Origin of the sequence: Pseudomonas sp. SH10-3B (assembly GCF_019891415.1) — a bacterium.
GTDB lineage: Bacteria > Pseudomonadota > Gammaproteobacteria > Pseudomonadales > Pseudomonadaceae > Aquipseudomonas.
Genome location: NZ_JAFLXD010000032.1, coordinates 32592 through 50205, shown reverse-complemented (window position 1 = coordinate 50205; position 17614 = coordinate 32592). Strand labels below are relative to the sequence as shown.

19 protein-coding genes and 1 tRNA gene are annotated in these 17614 nt (G+C 58.7%); 2 read left to right on the top strand and 18 right to left on the bottom strand.

The genetic code is table 11. The features are described from left to right. Positions 1-39 precede the first annotated feature (39 nt). On the top strand, positions 40-870 hold the full coding sequence (locus J1G35_RS21565; RefSeq protein ID WP_053135864.1) for an outer membrane lipoprotein-sorting protein: 831 nt from the start codon (positions 40-42) through the stop codon (positions 868-870). Positions 871-905: 35 nt separating this feature from the next. Continuing rightward, positions 906-3515: an MMPL family transporter gene (locus J1G35_RS21560; RefSeq protein WP_223015956.1), complete on the top strand. Its 2610-nt coding sequence runs from the start codon at positions 906-908 to the stop codon at positions 3513-3515. A gap of 102 nt (positions 3516-3617) precedes the next feature. Here J1G35_RS21560 and J1G35_RS21555 read toward each other — a convergent pair whose 3' ends face one another. The 18 genes from J1G35_RS21555 to J1G35_RS21470 all read right to left on the bottom strand — a co-directional run bounded on the left by J1G35_RS21555 (position 3618) and on the right by J1G35_RS21470 (position 17536). After that, on the bottom strand, positions 3618-4001 hold the full coding sequence (locus tag J1G35_RS21555; RefSeq protein ID WP_048727012.1) for a MerR family transcriptional regulator: 384 nt from the start codon (positions 3999-4001) through the stop codon (positions 3618-3620). Positions 4002-4163: 162 nt separating this feature from the next. Further along, positions 4164-4742: an NAD(P)H-dependent oxidoreductase gene (locus J1G35_RS21550; RefSeq protein ID WP_223015955.1), complete on the bottom strand. Its 579-nt coding sequence runs from the start codon at positions 4740-4742 to the stop codon at positions 4164-4166. Between the two features lie 191 nt (positions 4743-4933). Next, a tRNA-Lys gene (locus J1G35_RS21545) sits at positions 4934-5009 on the bottom strand. A 63-nt stretch (positions 5010-5072) separates the two neighbouring features. Further along, positions 5073-5750 carry a 7-cyano-7-deazaguanine synthase QueC gene (gene queC, locus J1G35_RS21540; protein ID WP_223015954.1) on the bottom strand — a complete coding sequence of 226 codons (678 nt, stop codon included), beginning with the start codon at positions 5748-5750 and terminating at the stop codon, positions 5073-5075. Between the two features lies 1 nt (position 5751). Continuing rightward, positions 5752-6399: a 7-carboxy-7-deazaguanine synthase QueE gene (gene queE, locus J1G35_RS21535; RefSeq protein WP_053135852.1), complete on the bottom strand. Its 648-nt coding sequence runs from the start codon at positions 6397-6399 to the stop codon at positions 5752-5754. A gap of 164 nt (positions 6400-6563) precedes the next feature. Continuing rightward, positions 6564-7412, bottom strand: a complete 849-nt coding sequence (ybgF, locus tag J1G35_RS21530; RefSeq protein ID WP_053135850.1) for a tol-pal system protein YbgF — start codon at positions 7410-7412, stop codon at positions 6564-6566. Between the two features lie 6 nt (positions 7413-7418). Beyond that, entirely contained in the window at positions 7419-7919 is a 501-nt protein-coding gene (pal, locus tag J1G35_RS21525) for a peptidoglycan-associated lipoprotein Pal (protein ID WP_003209827.1), read from the bottom strand. Positions 7920-7974: 55 nt separating this feature from the next. Next, a complete protein-coding gene (tolB, locus tag J1G35_RS21520; RefSeq protein ID WP_043293513.1) occupies positions 7975-9255 on the bottom strand; it encodes a Tol-Pal system beta propeller repeat protein TolB in 1281 nt (426 codons plus the stop codon). A gap of 17 nt (positions 9256-9272) precedes the next feature. Then, positions 9273-10346, bottom strand: coding sequence for a cell envelope integrity protein TolA (tolA, locus tag J1G35_RS21515; protein ID WP_053135848.1), 1074 nt, complete (start codon positions 10344-10346; stop codon positions 9273-9275). Further along, entirely contained in the window at positions 10346-10798 is a 453-nt protein-coding gene (gene tolR, locus J1G35_RS21510) for a protein TolR (RefSeq protein WP_161793227.1), read from the bottom strand. Before tolR ends, tolA begins: the two co-directional genes overlap by 1 nt. 23 nt (positions 10799-10821) lie before the next feature. After that, the gene (gene tolQ / locus J1G35_RS21505; RefSeq protein ID WP_053135845.1) at positions 10822-11517 is read right to left on the bottom strand and encodes a protein TolQ; all 696 of its coding nucleotides are present in this window, start codon (positions 11515-11517) and stop codon (positions 10822-10824) included. 1 nt (position 11518) lies between these two features. After that, complete coding sequence (gene ybgC, locus J1G35_RS21500) at positions 11519-11974, bottom strand: tol-pal system-associated acyl-CoA thioesterase (RefSeq protein ID WP_034100165.1); 456 nt, start codon at positions 11972-11974, stop codon at positions 11519-11521. A 140-nt stretch (positions 11975-12114) separates the two neighbouring features. Further along, positions 12115-13173, bottom strand: a complete 1059-nt coding sequence (gene ruvB, locus J1G35_RS21495) for a Holliday junction branch migration DNA helicase RuvB (RefSeq protein WP_003175801.1) — start codon at positions 13171-13173, stop codon at positions 12115-12117. Continuing rightward, positions 13174-13785: a Holliday junction branch migration protein RuvA gene (gene ruvA, locus J1G35_RS21490; protein WP_003175802.1), complete on the bottom strand. Its 612-nt coding sequence runs from the start codon at positions 13783-13785 to the stop codon at positions 13174-13176. A gap of 68 nt (positions 13786-13853) precedes the next feature. Further along, positions 13854-14378, bottom strand: a complete 525-nt coding sequence (ruvC, locus tag J1G35_RS21485) for a crossover junction endodeoxyribonuclease RuvC (protein ID WP_024077147.1) — start codon at positions 14376-14378, stop codon at positions 13854-13856. Between the two features lie 158 nt (positions 14379-14536). Then, positions 14537-15283 (bottom strand): YebC/PmpR family DNA-binding transcriptional regulator, encoded by a 747-nt coding sequence (locus J1G35_RS21480; protein ID WP_223015953.1) that lies wholly within the window; start codon positions 15281-15283, stop codon positions 14537-14539. Positions 15284-15431: 148 nt separating this feature from the next. Then, positions 15432-17207 (bottom strand): aspartate--tRNA ligase, encoded by a 1776-nt coding sequence (gene aspS / locus J1G35_RS21475; RefSeq protein WP_223015952.1) that lies wholly within the window; start codon positions 17205-17207, stop codon positions 15432-15434. 107 nt (positions 17208-17314) lie between these two features. Further along, positions 17315-17536, bottom strand: coding sequence for a zinc ribbon domain-containing protein (locus J1G35_RS21470; RefSeq protein WP_053135830.1), 222 nt, complete (start codon positions 17534-17536; stop codon positions 17315-17317). Positions 17537-17614 lie beyond the last annotated feature (78 nt).

The window sequence follows — 17614 nt, the reverse complement described above, 5'->3', positions numbered from 1 at the left end:
CTGATCTCAATAAAAACCTCTTCAAGAAAAGGAAATTCTATGTTGCCGCCCCTCAAGGTCTTGACCGCCAGTCTCCTGATGCTGACCAGCATGGGGGCATTGGCCACCCCGAACGCCGACGACATCATTCGTCAGGCCCGTGACCGCAATGACGGCAAGAGTTTCATGTCGCAGGTGTCGTTGATCCTGCTCGACAAGCAAGGCAATAGCCGGGTGCGGGAGTTCAGCTACCTGCAAAAGGATTACCCGGACAGTGACAAGTTCACCATGTACTTCTCGGCGCCCAACGATGTGCGCAACGTCGCCTTCCACATCGAAAACCCCCACGAAGCGCTGAATGCCGAGGACAGCCAGTGGATGTACCTGCCGGTCAGCCGACAGACCCGTCGGATCTCGACCACCGACAAGCGTGGCGCGTTTATGGGCAGCGATTACTCGTACGCGGATCTGGACAAGATCCGCGCCGAAGACTATCGCCAGACACTGGTGGGCGAAGAGACCATGGGCGGGCGCGAGTGCTACGTCATCGAACGCACGCCGGTGTCTGCGCAGATTCTTGCCAAGACCGGCTACAACCAGCTCAAGGTCTGGATCGACAAGCAGAACAACCTGGTCATGCGCCAGGATTTCTTCGACGTCAAAGGCGTGATGTTCAAGCAGATGCGTACGCTGAAAGTCGAGACAGTCGATCAAATCGACAGCATCACCCTCAGCGAAACCGAAGACTTCATCGCCGGCACGCGCTCGCAACTGCGGTTCAACCAGTTGCAGTACAACGTCGAACTGGACGACTGGCTGTTCAACCAGACCGCGATCAAACGCGGCCTGAAAACCGGCGACCTGCCTGAATTTGCCGTATCCGCCCGCTGAATACTGCGCCTGCCTTTCGTGGAACCGATTGAACTATGGAACGATACCTGAACTTCGTTGAGCGCTATGCGCGCGCGATTGTATTTGTGCTGGTGGCGATCACGGCCTACTTCACCTATACCCTCGGCTCGCTGATGTCGGACACCAACCCCTACTTGCTCAAGGAAAGCCACCCAGCGCGCAAAACCATTATCGACCTGCAACACGAGTTCACCGGCACCTATGACTCGGTCATGGTGGCCCAGAGCAATGCGCACAGCGTGTTTAACACGCAGTCGCTGAACGCGCAGTTCGAAATCTCCCAGGCCCTTCGCCGGCTGATGCTGGCCAATGCCGATGATGAAGTCGAGTTGCGCCGTGTTGTCGGCCAGCACGAAGACGACAGCCGCACCCAACTGTTGGCCAGCGATATCCTCGCCGGCGGGTTTAACCAAAACGATTATGCCCAAGCCAAGGCCCTGCGCGATCACGCCCACAGCCAGGGCTGGGCAGAGCGCGACCAACAGTTTCTGACCTTCCTGGCGGAACGGATTAACCCGATCCAGGAAATGGCCTCGATGGCCGACCTGGAAAACATCAGCCTGAGTGCGGATGGCGAGCTGTGGATTCACAAGACCCTGCACGGCCTGGACATGAACCCGCAGGTGGTCGAAGCGCAGATCATGGGCAACGAGCAAATGGTCGGCGGGGTGGTTTCCCCGGACAAAAAAGTCGCGGTGGTGGTGGCCGAACTGGGCACCAAGCAAGACGACGCCCAGGCACAACTACGGGCTTACCAGCAGGTTCGCCAGATCGTCGCTGACTATCAAAGCAAACACCCGCAGTTCACCGATGAAGTGTTTATTGCCGGGACGCCGATTTTCATCGCCGCCCAACAAGAGATCATCGATCACGACCTGGCGCTGCTGTTTCCTATCGTGTTCCTGCTCGTGACCTCCATGCTGGTGTTTTTCTTTCGCAAGCCGCTGGGTGTGTTCCTGCCGCTGTTCAATATCCTCTTCTGCACCATCTGGACGCTGGGGCTGATGGCGTTGTTAAAAGTGCCCATCGACCTGCTCACGAGTGTGCTGCCGGTATTTTTGTTCACCATCTGCTGCGCCGACGCGATACATGTGATGGCTGAGTACTATGAGCAACTCAATGCCGGCAAGACGTACCGCGAGGCCAACCGCGAGACCATGCGCCGCATGGTGGTTCCGGTGGTGCTGACCACCGTGACCACCATCGCCACCTTTATGATCTCCACCACCAACAACATCGTCAGCATCCGAAACTTCGGCGTGTTCATGTCCATCGGGCTGACGGCCGCGTTGATCATCTCGCTGCTGTTGATTCCGGCGTGGATTTCCATCTGGGGCAAAGATCAGCCGCCGCGTAAAACCGTGCACAAAGAGTCGATTATCTCGCGCTACCTGGTGGCTTTTTGTGCCCGCCTGATCCGCTGGCGCAAGCCGGTGCTGCTGGTCAGCTTGCCGTTGTTGGCGCTGATGACGGTGTTTACCTTCATGGTCGATATCGAAGACTCGGGCATCGCCTACTTCAAGAAAGACAGCCCGGTGCGCGTGTCCGATGAGTTCATCAACCGCTCCCGGATCGCGGGCACTTCCCCCGGCTGGATTGCGTTCGATACCAAGACCCCGCGTGGCGCGTTGACCACTGAGACGGTGCAGTTCCTCGACAAACTCGATCATTTTCTCAAGTCCCAGCCCAACGTCAGCTACACCTATTCGGTGGCGGCTTACGTCAAGCGCATGAACCTTGTGCTCAATGATATGAACCCCGATTACCTGCGGGTACCACAGGCCCTGGAGCAAGTGACATCCCTCAACGATGGGGGGCAGGTGGAAACCTTTGAGGTCGACGGTAACGCGCTGATCGAGCAACACATCATGATGTTCGAGAACGGCGGTGGCTCCGATTTGCAGAACGTGCTCAACGCGGACTATTCCAAGGCGTTGACGCTCTACACCATGACCTCGTCGGTGGCCAGCGACTACAAGGCCATGCTCGATCGCCTGGACGCCTGGCTGCTGGTAAACAAGCCGGCCAACCTGCAGGTTACCCATGCCGGTACGCCAAAAATATGGACCGGCATATTGGCCGAGATCACCCAGGGCCAGGTACTGAGCTTCTCGCTCGCACTGCTGGTGGTCACGCTGATGATGATGTTCTGGCTGAAGTCCGTCCGCCTGGGCATTCTGGGCATGCTGACGCTGCTGACCACGTCGGTGACGGTGTATGGCTTTATGTACCTGTTGGGCATCGAGCTGAATATCGGCACGACGCTGGTGACGTTCCTGGTGGTGGGCGTGGTGGATTACGCGGTGCACCTGCTATCGCGCATCAAGCTGCTGGTTCAGCAAGGTATCCACGTGGACGAGGCGATTCTGACGGCGATGCACAGTGTCGGACGTTCGACAGTGGTCAACGTGGTGATTTTCTCCGTGGGCTTCCTTGCCCTGCTGTTTTCCGCCTACAAGCCGGTCATTGACTTGGGAACACTGGTAGCGCTGGCGCTCTTCTCCAGCGGCGTCATGACCATCTTGCTAGTAACCTTGATATCTCCGTGGTTCTTTGCGGCCATTGTGCCCGAGCAACGGGCTGATGAACGCGAACACCCAGAACGCGAGGCCGCCTTGAGCTAGAGGCTGAAACGGGCGACGCCGGCCATAGCCATTAAGTAACCACTGGTTGCCGGCGTTTCCGAACAGCGCACACCGCTTCATGAGGTCACGCAGCAAGTTCGTTCAGGCCGTTTTGGAAAGATGTTCAAACTGGCATTGGTACTGGGCGTCCTTGAGGCTGCTTTCGAACTGCTCCAGGCCGTCGTAGATATTTTGCAAGCCTTCGATCTGGGTTTTCAGTTCCAGCTTTTTATCCGCAATGGCCTGGTTGGCCAAATCCCACGGCAGCTCCTGGCCCCGGTGATCCTGAAGGATCGCCTGCATTTCCTTGAGTTTGAAACCCAGTTGCTGAGCGCATTTGATGAACGTCAGCAGCTCAACGCTTTGCTGGCTATAGACCCGGTACTTCCCTTCGCGCACGGGCGGCGGCAGTAAACCAATGTCTTCATAGTGGCGGATCGTCTTGACTGTCGTGCCCGATAGCTGGGCGGCTTTGCCGATATACATGAAAAGTCCTTTTTTATGGCACAAGAAGAGGCGCGTACTTTGGCGCGCCGCATCTTCACACATGTCTACGGGGTCGGAAACCCGAAGGTGTCAAAAGGCAGTGTATTGGCAGGGATGAAGCCGGCATCGCCTGTTGCGAGGCGATGCTGTGCAACGGCGGTGTCAGCGGCCCGCGATAGCCTGGGCTTGCTTGAGCCACGCTTCGCGCTGTGAGGCGCCGGAACCGAGGATCGGCCCGAAGGTGAGGGTCTTCAACGGTTTGATGCCGCAGAACTCCAGGGTGGTCTTGCGCATCTGGTGCAGGCCCGGCATGCGGTAGACCCACTTGAAGTACCACGGCGGGGTATCCATCGTGACCAGCAGGTGAGCCGTGCGCCCCTTCAAAAGCTTGTCGGGAAAGGCTTTGCCTTCGCGGTACTTGAAGGCAAAACCGGGAAGGAATATCCGATCTAAAAAGCCTTTCATCAAGGCCGGAATTCCACCCCACCAGATGGGATAGACAAACGCCAGGTGCTCAGCCCATGTGATATCGGCCTGCGCCTTGAGCAGATCGGGCTCCAGCAACTGAACCTGTTTGTAGCCATCGTGCAGCACTGGATCAAACCGCAGTGCATCCAGGCGTAACAGACGCACATCGTGCCCGGCATCTGTGGCCGCCTTCACATAGGTGTCGGTCAATGCCCCACAGAAACTGTCGGTTGAGGGGTGCCCCAGAATCACCAGTACTCGCTTACTCATCATCACTTCATCCTGAAAAGTTGAGCGGCCAGGATAGGGTGTGCCCGTAACGGGAGAGTCAACAGGGAGGTTTGCCAAATGCTGGTATAGCTGGGTGCATTGCGCACCGGTAGGTAAGCCCCAAATCACAGGCAAAAAAAAACCCGGAAATCCTCACTTGCGTGGGCCTTCCGGATTTTCTAAACCGCCAAAAATGGTGGGTCGTGTGGGATTCGAACCTACGACCAATTGGTTAAAAGCCAACTGCTCTACCAACTGAGCTAACGACCCGCTGTGTGGTGGCGCGTATAATACTGATTTCTAAGGATTATTCAACACCTTATTTGAAATAAATCAGAAATAACGCGTGGGGTCCGTAATTCCGGCCATTTGGAAGCCCTCTGCACGCAGCCGGCAGCTGTCGCATTTCCCACAGGCACGGCCGTCATTGTCTGCCTGATAGCAGGAAACTGTCAGCGAGTAATCGACACCAAGTCCTACGCCAGCCTTCACGATAGCGGCCTTGCTCATGTTTTGCAGCGGCGCCCGAATGCGAAAACCCTGCCCTTCTACCCCCGCCTTGGTCGCCAAATTGGCCATGCGCTCGAACGCTTCGACGAACGCCGGGCGGCAGTCCGGGTAGCCGTTGTAATCAAGGGCATTAACGCCGATGAAAATGTCGCGGGCATTCAGCACTTCTGCCCAGCCCAGGGCCAGGGACAGGAAGACCGTGTTGCGTGCAGGTACGTAAGTGACCGGGATGCCTTGGGTGGGGCTCTCTGGGACGTCGATGGTGCTATCGGTCAGGGCCGAGCCTCCAATGCCGTCGAGGTTCAGGCCGATCACCTTGTGCTCGACCACTCCAAGGTCCTGGGCAACACGGACGGCAGCCTCCAGCTCGGCGCGGTGGCGCTGGCCGTAGTCGAAGCTCATGGTGTAACAGCTGTAACCTTCGGCGCGAACCATGGCCACTAGCGTTGCGGAATCGAGGCCACCTGACAGCAGGATGACCGCGCGCTTTTGATCAGCCATGTCAGCGCCCCGGTTCGTCGTTCCACAGGTACTTATGCAACTGCAATTGCAGGCGTACGGGCAGGTTATCGGCAACCACCCAGTCGGCCAGATCGCGCGCGTTCAGGTCGTGGTGACTGGGAGAAAACAACACCTCACCGGCACGGCGGTCGAGGCCGTACTGGATCAGCTTGGAGTTGGCCCAGTCGTAGTCTTCACGGGAACAAATCACGAACTTGACCTGATCGTTAGGCGTCAGCAGTTCGATGTTCTCATAGCGGTTGCGGTGCGCTTCCTTGGAGCCTGGGGTCTTGAGGTCAACCACTCGGCTCACACGCGGGTCTACTGCGGAAATATCCAGGGCGCCGCTGGTTTCCAGGGACACCTCGTAACCGGCGTCACACAGCTGCTTGAGCAAGGGAATGGCATTGGGCTGGGCCAGGGGCTCGCCCCCCGTCACACAAACGTAGCGCGGCCGGTAGCTGGCAACTTGCTCCAGGATGTCTTCGAGGGTGCGCACGGTGCCGCCACTGAAGGCGTAGGCGCTGTCACAGTATTGGCAACGCAAAGGGCAACCGGTCAGGCGCACAAAAACTGTGGGCAGGCCAGCGGTTCGCGTTTCACCCTGTAACGAGTAAAAAACTTCGGTGATGCGTAATGTGTCTTGCATAGTCGCCACGGGCGTAACAGCTAAACAGGCTGTCCGCCTCCGTCAGGCACTTCAAGGAACCCCGCCAACGCGCAGGCCCCAGGAAGCGTGTGTCATAAAAGGGCGTGGATTCTAACGAAAAAACCCGCGCCAGGCGCGGGTTTCTTCTAAACGGGCAGTATCGCTTACAAGCGTTGCAGATCCCGTTGAGCCAACTGTGCTGCGGAAGTACCCGGATATTGGGCTACGACCTGCTGCAGAATGCCTTTGACCTTGTCGGTATGACCCAGGCGGCGTTCTACGTCAGCGAGTTTATACAGCGAATCGGGCACCTTGGCGTGCTTGGGGTACAGCTGACTGACCTTGGCAAATGCCTGGCCCGCCCCCTGCAAATCACCCTTTGCCAGATTCACCTCGCCCAACCAATACTGGGCGTTGCCCGCATACTGGCTGTTTGGGTAGCGGCCCAGGAATGCGGTAAAGGCCTTGCTGGCCTTATCGAAATCCTTGGCCTTGATCAGGTCGAAGGCTGCATCGTAATACAGCTTTTCCTTCGCAGGATCACCCGGTTCAGTGCTGGCGGCAGGGGCTTGGCTGGCAGCCGCGCCCCCTGCTGCAGCACCGGCAGCGGCACCACCGATAGCGGCACTGGGCGCGCCACCGGCGGAAGAATTATCAGGAGTAGCGGCAGGTGTGACACCGGCTCCTATACGTCGATCAAGATCCTGGTAACGCTCCAGGCCTTCTTGCTTCAGCTGACGCACCTCATTTTGCAGAACTTCAATGGTGCCTTGTTGCTGCGCCAATTGATCCTGCATGCGTTGCAGCTGGTTGAACAGTTCGCCCTGTGCCGAGGGGGCAGACGTAGCCGCCCCCCCAGCATAGGCGCCGTTCGTGCCATAACCCGCTGGCGGATAGCTGCTCCCGCTATTGTTATAGCCAGAGTTGCTATCTTCCACAGGAACCGCAGCCCACACCGCAAGCGGGGCGAAGCTGAGAGCCAATACAGTTAGAGCACGACGGCACGTTCGCATGACGAATTACTTACGCAGTTCGACGCGACGGTTTTGAGCCCAGGACTGCTCGTCGTGGCCAGTAGCAACTGGACGCTCTTTACCGTAGGAAACCAGTTCCAGTTGGCCTGGAGCAACACCTTGCAGTACCAGGTAGCGCTGAACGGCTTTCGCACGACGCTCGCCCAGTGCCATGTTGTACTCACGAGTACCACGTTCGTCGGTGTTACCTTCCAGAACAACGCGAGCGCCGTTAGCTTTCAGGTCCTTCGCGTGAACGTCCAGAGCGCGCATGGCTTCTGGCTTCAGGTCCGAACTGTCGTATTCGAAGTAGAAAGTGGTGATAGCGCGCAGAGCAGCTTCTTCGCTCAGGGAGCCGTCAACTGCACCAGTGTTAGCGCCGTAACCAGCGTTTGGATCAACAGCTGCGCCTTCACCGGCATTGTCGCCGCCTTTAGACGAGCAACCAACGGCTACGGACAGAGCCAGAGCCAGAGCAGCAAACTTACCAAACTTCAGCATTTCCATCGTGAAACTCCTAATGAACCCCAGTGTGTTAAGTACTTCTTTTTGTAGCGCCGCGTCAGTTCAGGTAAGGGGACCAGGACGGTTCTCTGACTTCGCCTTGTGCGGTAGGAAGCGGGAGCCTTACGCGTCCATTAATGGACACGAGCATCAAGACTCCCCGGCCCTGCTGGCGGGTGGCGTAGATTACCATGGTGCCGTTGGGCGCAACAGTGGCTGACTCATCAAGGTTGGTATCTGTGAGGATTTTTACGGTTCCACGCTGCAAATCCTGGGCCGCAACCCGGAAATTAGTGAACCCATCCTGACGGTGAATCATCACCAACGTCTTTTCATCAGCCGAAAGCTTAGGATTGGCGTTGTAGTTACCGATAAAGGTCACGCGTTCCGCCCCCCCACCGCCAACGCTCGTTTTGTAGATTTGTGGCTTGCCGCCGCGATCGGAGGTGAAGTAGATGGTCGAACCATCCTTACCCCAGAACGGTTCGGTGTTGATGCCAGGGCCGCTGGTCACACGGCTGATCTGGCGCGAAGCCATGTTCATCACGTAGATGTCCGGGTTGCCGTCCTTGGACAGCACGAACGCCAGGCGCGAACCATCCGGCGACCAGGCCGGTGCACCGTTGAGGCCTTCGAAGTTGGTGATCTGCTCACGACGGCCAGTATCGATGTGCTGGACGAAGATACGCGGACGCTTCTGTTCGAAAGACACGTAGGCGATACGCTTGCCGTCCGGCGCAAAGCGCGGCGACAGGATTGGCTCACGCGATTGCAGCAAGGTGACGGCGCGTGCACCGTCATAGTCCGAGCGCTGCAGGGTGTAGCGGGTGTTGTCTACCGAGAAACGCTCAGCCGTTACATAAAGCAGACGCGTCGAGAACGCACCCTTGATGCCGGTGAGCTTTTCAAACGACTGGTCCGAGATGTAGTGGGCCATGTCGCGCAGTTGTTCGGCGGTGCCCGATACGCTGCCGGTCAAGACCTGCTGCTCGGTGGCCACGTTGAACAACGTGTACTGGATCTGCAGGCGACCGCCAGCCGGCGTGATGCTGCCGACCATCAGGTACTGGGCGCCCACGGCTTTCCAATCACGGAAGATGACTTCGCTGGCCTGGGTCGGCTGGCTGATCATGTTGCCTTTCGGAATCGGAGCGTAGTAACCGGAGTTGCGCAGGTCGTCGCTGACGATCTGGGCCATGTCGTCCGGCAGCACGCTGCCGCCCTGCCAGCCAAACGGCACTACCGCGATCGGGGTGGCCCGATCGCTACCGCTGGTGACCAGGATGTTCTTTTCATCCGCCGCCGCTATCCCTGCCATACAGCAAATAACGACAAGCATTCCTCGAAGAAGGTTTCTCACAAGGCTAGATCCTCAGGTGTGAATGTCATCTTGAATGAACGATAGGGAGCGAAGTCACTTGGTTTCATTCCCTGCATCTCGGTCAACCGGCCAATATTCTTGACCGCGGCAACCGCCGAACTGTCGAACGAACCGTCACCACTGGACTTGGCCACGCTGACCGAAGTCACCGTACCGTCCGGCAACATGCCGATCTGCAGCACTACTGTCATGCCTTTGCGCGCCGAAGGTGGACGTGTCCAGCCTTCTGCTGCCCGTGCCCGAATCAGGTCGTCGAAACTGCCCGCGACTTCATCACCACGCTCATCGGCCAAGGCTTGCTGACGCTGCGGCGTGTCGGAGAGCAAATCTGCCAAGGCCTGGGCCTTTTTCTCTTCGGCGGATTTACGCGCTGCTTCCTGGGCCTTTTTCTTGGTGGCATCGGCGGCAGCTTTCTTCTTCGCGTCGTCGGCGATTTTTTTCTTCGCCTCGTCTGCTTCAGCTTTTTTCTTGGCGTCTTCGGCGGCTTTCTTCTTCGCGTCTTCGACTATCTTTTTCTTGGCGTCTTCAGCGGCCTTTTTCTTGGCCTCTTCTTCGGCAGCCTTTTTGGCTTCTTCTTCAGATTTCTTCTTGGCTATATCAGCCAATTGTTTCTCTTCAGCTTTTTTAGCTTCGGCAGCTTTCTCGGCTTTCTTGGCTTCATCAGCCTTTTTCGCCTCGTCGGCCTTCTTGGCTTCGTCAGCCTTTTTCGATTCCTCGGCCTTTTGAGCCGCCTCTTCTTTCTTTTGTTCCGCAGCAGCCTTCACCGCTTCCTGCTCGACCTTCTTCTGTTCCATCTGTTCGACTTCAGTCTGGCGCGCAGCCGACTTCTGGGCCTCACCCGCAATCTTCTGATTGGTCTGGGTAGTGGCCTGGCTTTTCGATTTCAGCTGATACAGGGTCGCCTGCACGATCGGCTTGGCTGGCGGCAGGTCCGGGGTCATGGCAAAGCTGACGAACAGCATGCCAAATACCAGGACGTGCAGGGCAATTGCCCAGACGCTAGGCCAGAAGAAGCTTTCCGAGGCGGACGGCTCTCGCTGTTGGTGCATCAGGGCGCCTCGGTAATCAAGCCAACGTTACCGACGCCGGCCTTCTGCAGCCCGCCCATAGCGCCCATGACGGAGCCGTAGTCGACCGACTTGTCGCCGCGGATGAACACCTGGGTGTGCTTGCCGCCTTCGTTGCCGGAGCGAATGATCTTGGTCACCGCGTCGGTCATCGCCGGCAGGGTCAGGGCCTTGTCCTGCTGCTTCTGAGTGTCGACTTCGCTGCCAAGGTTCCAGTAATAGGTCTTGTCAGCCTTGATCGAAATGGTCAGGACCTGAGTGTTGTTGTCTTGCGGCAAGGCTTCACTGGAAACCTTGGGCAGATCAACCTTCACGCCCTGGTTGAGCATCGGCGCGGTCACCATGAAGATCACCAGCAGCACCAGCATCACGTCGATGTAGGGCACTACGTTCATCTCGGCGACCGGCTTGCGCTTTTTGCGAGCTCGAGCGATTAAAGCCATTGGGAATTACCTGCTTATTCTTCGCTGGTGTGCACTTTACGGTGCAGGATCGCCTGGAATTCATCGGCGAAGGTGTAGTAACGGCTGATCAACGTTTCGCTGGTTGCAGCAAAGCGGTTGTAGGCAATTACTGCGGGGATAGCGGCGAACAGGCCGATCGCGGTGGCGATCAGGGCTTCGGCAATACCCGGTGCCACGGTGGCCAGGGTCGCTTGCTGGGCCTGGGCCAGGCCGCGGAACGAGTTCATGATCCCCCACACCGTACCGAACAGGCCGATGTACGGGCTGACGGAACCGACGGTAGCGAGGAACGGCAGGCTCTGCTCCAGTTTCTCTTCTTCACGGGAAATGGCGACGCGCATGGCACGGGCCACGCCTTCCATGACCGCTTCCGGATCCACACCCGGCTGCTGGCGCAGGCGCGAGAATTCCTTGAAGCCGGCGCGGAAGATCTGCTCGACGCCCGAGTCCGGGTCCGGGTTGCTGCCGGCCTGGCGGTACAGCTTGGACAGGTCGATACCCGACCAGAAGCGCTCTTCAAAGCTCTCCAGGGCACGTCGACCGGCACGCAGCAGGTTGCTGCGCTGAAAAATCATGACCCAAGAGGTAACCGATGCGGCTACCAGGGTCAGCATCACCAGTTGAACCACGACACTGGCATTGCTGACCAGGCTCCACATGGAGGAATGGTCGACGACGGTAGGTTCCACGCTAAATCTCCTGCTTTGATTGTTTACCCGCGCCGCTCACGGCGGCAAAGGCCACACGTAGAGTTTCGGGAATGGCCCGAGGTTTCAAACTGTTGGTGCGCACACACGCCACCAGGAACTGCCCCTCACAGAGCAGCGTTGCATCCGTTGCCCGCCTGACCTGCTGCTTGAAACGCAGGCTGGCACGGTTCAATTCGATTACTTCAGCGCTGACCAGCAACTCGTCGTCCAGTCGCGCCGGTGCGTGGTAACGCGCCTCGCTGGAATGCACGACGAATAACAGGTCCTCCCCTGCCAGCTGGGATTGGGCAAAGCCCAGCTCCCGTAGCCGCTCGGTTCGAGCCCGCTCCATGAACTTGAGGTAATTGACGTAATACACGATGCCGCCGGCATCGGTGTCCTCGTAATAAACGCGACAGCGATGTGCGAACGACTGATCCCCGTTTTGCGCGCGCATACTCTAGTGCTTACTCCTCAGGTTGCCAATCCGGCTGGGCAACTGTTTTTTCATTCTCGAAAAACATATCCAGTGACTGAATGACGACGCCAGCCACTAGGACAGCACAAACATCGAATAAATCGACTGGCGTGAAGCTTTTAATCGTCTACTGCATCAAGGAATTCGTCTACCACGGGCATCTCACCCAATCGTGACGGAATGTTTAGCCCGAAGTGCAGATAGGCATGGCGCGTCACCACCCGCCCCCTTGGCGTACGCATGATATAGCCCTGCTGGATCAGGTACGGCTCCAGCACATCCTCAATGGTATGACGCTCTTCGCTGATAGCCGCCGCCAGGCTGTCGACCCCGACCGGGCCGCCGTCGAACTTCTCGATCATGGTCAAGAGTAGACGTCGATCCTGATGATCGAAGCCGTGCTCGTCCACATCCAACAGGTTCAAGGCCAGGTCCGCCACGGCCTTGGTGATATGCCCCTTGGCCCGCACTTCGGCAAAGTCACGCACGCGACGCAGCAGGCGGTTGGCAATCCGTGGCGTGCCCCGGGCCCGACGGGCAATTTCGAACGCCCCTTCCGGGTCCAGGGGCAAGCCGAGAATACTCGCCGAACGGCTGACGATGGTCGCGAGGTCTGCGGTGCTATAGAACTCCAGACGTTGAACGATGCCGAAACGGTCTCGCAGCGGGTTGGTCAACATACCCGCGCGCGTGGTCGCCCCCACCAGGGTGAAAGGTGGCAAGTCGAGCTTGATCGAGCGGGCCGCCGGGCCTTCGCCAATCATGATGTCGAGTTGGAAGTCTTCCATCGCCGGGTACAGCACTTCCTCGACAATCGGCGAAAGCCGGTGGATTTCATCGATAAACAACACATCATGCGGTTCGAGGTTGGTCAACAACGCCGCCAAGTCGCCTGGCCGTTCCAGCACCGGGCCGGAGGTGGACTTTATCGACACGCCCATTTCCTGGGCAATGATGTTGGCCAGGGTGGTTTTACCCAATCCCGGCGGACCGAAGATCAGGGTGTGGTCCAAGGACTCACTGCGCCCGCGCGCGGCCTGGATAAACAGCTCCATCTGCTCGCGCACGGTGGGCTGGCCGATGTAGTCGGCCAGGCTCAAGGGGCGGATGGCGCGGTCCTGGACTTCTTCACGGTCGCGCGGGCCGGTGGCCGCGATCAGACGATCAGCTTCAATCACTTAAATCATTCCCTTCAGGGCTCGGCGGATCATGTCTTCGCTGCTCAGGTTCTTGTCCTTGATGGCCGATACCGCTTTGCTGGCCTCCTGCGGCTTGTAGCCCAGGGAGATCAGTGCACTGACGGCGTCGCTTTCAGCACTCGCAACCTGGCCCGCCGGCATATCCGGCTGGTTCGGCACCAGGGCGAACATGCTCGGCACCACTTCCCAGGCCTTAAAGCGGTCCTTGAGCTCTACCAGCAGGCGCTCGGCGGTTTTCTTGCCCACGCCCGGCACCTTGGTCAACGCCGAGGTGTCCTGGGCCGAAACCGCACGTACCAGCTCATCCACTTCCAGGCTCGACATCAACGCCAGGGCCAATTTAGGCCCCACGCCATTGAGGCGAATCAGTTCGCGGAAGAAGTCGCGGTCGCGCTTGCCAATGAAACCATAGAGTAGTTGCGCGTCTTCGCGTACCACCAGATGGGTATGCAGTGTTATCGGTTCACCGACCGACGGTAGGCGGTACAGGGTGGTCATGGGCACTTCCAGCTCATACCCCAGCCCGTTTACATCCAGAATCAGGTGCGGCGGCTGTTTCTCAGCCAGGGTGCCGCGCAAGCGTCCAATCACGGTTCAGATCCTTAAAGCTTGGGGGTCAGATCGAGGCCTGACCGGAAATAACGATTGCGCTGATGCTATCAGAGACGCAGGCGCCCGCCACGACTGCGTGCCGTGCCCAAGCCATGAGGCAGCAGGCTGGAACGAGTGTGCGCATGGCAAATGGCAATTGCCAGGGCGTCGGAGGCGTCGATCTGCGGTTTTGAGGTGAGCTTGAGCATATGCATGACCATCATCTGCACTTGCTCTTTGTTGGCCGCGCCGGTGCCGACCACGGCCTGCTTGACCTGGGTCGCGGTGTACTCGGCGATCTCCATGCCCTCCTCGGCGCCGGCGACGATGGCGGCGCCACGGGCCTGGCCGAGCTTCAACGCCGAATCGGCGTTTTTTGCCATGAACACCTTTTCGATGCCCATGGTGACCGGACCGTAGGTCTGGATCACTTCACGCACGCCGCGATAGACGATCTGCAGCCGCTCGGCCAACTCGCCCGCACCGGTACGGATGCAGCCCGAGGCCACGTAAACACAGCCGCGCGGGGTGTGTTGCACCACGCCAAAGCCGGTAATACGCGAACCGGGGTCGATACCTAGGATTAAAGTCATAATGCCTGCGGGTTGGATAAATACATTTTTTGATACACCGTAGCTCTAATGTGGGAGGGGGCTTGCTCCCGATGGCGATCGTCCAGTTAGACGTAAGCTGACTGACTACACCGCCATCGGGAGCAAGCCCCCTCCCACATTTGGATCTACGTCATTCTTCAGCCTAACTGTTCGGCCACGGATTCCGGGATGTCGGCGTTGGAATACACGTTTTGCACATCATCCAGGTCTTCAAGCATATCGAGCATCTTCAGCACCTTCTGTGCGCCGTCCAGGTCCAGTTCGGCACTGGTGGTCGGCAGCATCACGATCTCGGCGTCGGAGCCTTTGAAACCGGCCGCTTCCAGGGCGTTACGCACGGCGTAGAAACCAGCGAACGAGGTAAACACGTCGATGGAGCCATCTTCGTTGGTCACCACGTCGTCGGCATCCGCCTCCATCGCCGCTTCCATCAGCGCATCTTCATCCACGCCCGGCGCGAAGGAGATCTGCCCCTTGCGTTCGAACAGGTAAGCCACCGAACCGTCAGTCCCCAGGTTACCGCCACACTTGCTGAACGCATGACGCACGGCGGCGGCAGTACGGTTGCGGTTATCGGTCATGCATTCGACCATCACTGCCACGCCACCCGGGCCGTAGCCTTCGTAGCTCAACTCGACCATATCGTCGGTGTCGGCAGCACCCGCGCCACGGGCCACGGCACGGTCGATAATGTCACGGCTCATATTGGCGCCGAGAGCCTTGTCCAGCGCCAGGCGCAGACGCGGGTTGGAGCCCGGGTCACCACCGCCCTGGCGGGCAGCAACCGTCAGCTCGCGAATCCACTTGGTGAAGATCTTGCCTTTCTTGGCATCCTGACGCTCTTTGCGGTGCTTGATGTTCGCCCACTTGGAATGGCCAGCCATAACACAACTCCGAAATTCTTTAGAAACCTTGATCAAACCCGCCGGGCGGGCCCATCTCTTCAAAACAAGGCGCTTTAACGCAAAGGCGCATCCGAAGATGCGCCTTTTTGACTGCGTAAAAACCCTAGAGCGCTTTCACGCAGCAGCCTTACTCAGCCTTCGGCGTCTCGCGCAGGCGGATATGCAGCTCGCGCAATGCCTTGGCATCCACCACACCTGGAGCCTGGGTCATGACGTCCGCAGCACTCTGGGTTTTCGGGAAGGCGATCACTTCACGGATCGACTGGGCACCGGTCATCAGCATCACCAGGCGGTCGAGGCCGAAAGCCAGGCCACCGTGGGGCGGCGCGCCGTATTTCAGGGCGTCGAGCAGGAAGCCGAATTTCTCTTCCTGTTCCGCTTCGTTGATGCCCAGCAGGCGGAAGACCGCTTGCTGCATCTCTTTGCGGTGGATACGGATCGAACCGCCACCCAGCTCAGTACCGTTCAACACCATGTCATAGGCGCGGGACAGAGCGCCTGCCGGGTTGGCTTCCAGCTCTTCAGGCGAGCACTTCGGCGCGGTGAACGGGTGGTGCAAGGCGCTGAAGCTGCCGTCGTCGTTCTCTTCGAACATCGGGAAGTCGACGACCCACATCGGAGCCCACTTGCAGGTCAGCAGGTCCAGGTCGTGGCCCAGCTTGATCCGCAGGGCGCCCAAGGCTTCGCTGACGATCTTGGCTTTGTCGGCGCCGAAGAACACGATGTCGCCATCGACCGCACCGACGCGATCCAGGATCACATTGAGGTTGGCTTCGGGAATGTTCTTCACGATTGGCGACTGCAGGCCTTCAATGCCCTTCGCGCGCTCGTTGACCTTGATGTACGCCAGGCCCTTGGCACCGTAGATGCCGACGAACTTGGTGTAGTCGTCGATCTGCTTGCGCGGCATGCTCGCGCCGCCAGGCACGCGCAGGGCGGCGATGCGGCATTTCGGGTCGTTGGCCGGGCCGCTGAACACCTTGAAATCAACTTCAGTGAGCTGGTCGGCCACGTCAACCAGTTCCAGCGGGTTACGCAGGTCTGGCTTGTCGGAACCGTAGCGGCGCATGGCTTCTTCGAAGGTCATGTGCGGGAACTCGCCGAACTCCAGGTCCAGCACTTCCTTGAACAGGTTGCGGATCATCTGCTCGGTGATGCCCATGATCTCTTTTTCATCGAGGAAGCTGGTTTCGATGTCGATCTGGGTGAATTCAGGCTGGCGATCAGCACGCAGGTCTTCGTCACGGAAGCACTTGGCGATCTGGTAGTAACGGTCAAAGCCGGCCACCATCAGCAGTTGCTTGAACAGCTGTGGCGATTGCGGCAGGGCGAAGAAACTACCGGCGTGGGTACGGCTAGGTACCAGGTAGTCACGCGCACCTTCCGGGGTGGCCCGGGTCAGGATAGGGGTTTCAACGTCGAGGAAGCCGTTCTCGTCGAGGAAACGGCGGATGCTGGTGGTCATGCGCGAACGCAGGCGCAGCTTCTCGGCCATTTCCGGACGACGCAGGTCCAGGAAGCGGTAGCGCAGGCGGGTTTCTTCGCCAACGTCGGAGTATTCGTTCAGCGGGAACGGCGGGGTTTCCGACTCGTTCAGTACTTCCAGCTCGTAGCCCAGCACTTCGATCGCACCGGACGCCATGTTCGCGTTCACGGCACCGGCCGGACGCAGGCGAACCTTGCCGGTGATCTTCACGACGTACTCGCTGCGCACGCGATCGGCAGCGGCGAAGCTCTCGGCGCGGTCCGGGTCGAACACCACCTGGGCCAGACCATCACGATCACGGATATCGAGGAAGATCACCCCGCCGTGGTCGCGGCGACGGTGAACCCATCCGCAAAGGGTGATTTCCTGACCATCCAGGGTCTCGTTCAGTTGGCCGCAATAGTGGCTGCGCATCATGGTAGTGGTTTCACTTCTCGTAATTCGAAATTCGGTGGAGGCCCGCCTCGTCACCGTACATTAAAGCAGGGGACGGATAATGCAGGAGCCTGCGCGTAGAGTTCAACTCAGTCTGCTTTGTCGCCGCCCGCAAGATTCTTCTTCGTGCCGGTCTTGAAGTCGGTCTCGTACCAGCCGCTGCCGCTCAGGCGGAAGCCCGGCATGGACAACATCTTCTTGAGCTCCGGTGCCTGGCAGGCCGGGCAATCGACCAGCGGCGCGGCGCTGATCTTCTGAATGGCTTCCAACTGATGACCACAGGAAGCACATTGATAGTCGTACATGGGCATGGAGATGTCTCGGCGATCAGATCGTTACTGCGCCACGCCTGACCAGGGATACAGCCCCGGCATGCGCAGCAAAGCGCG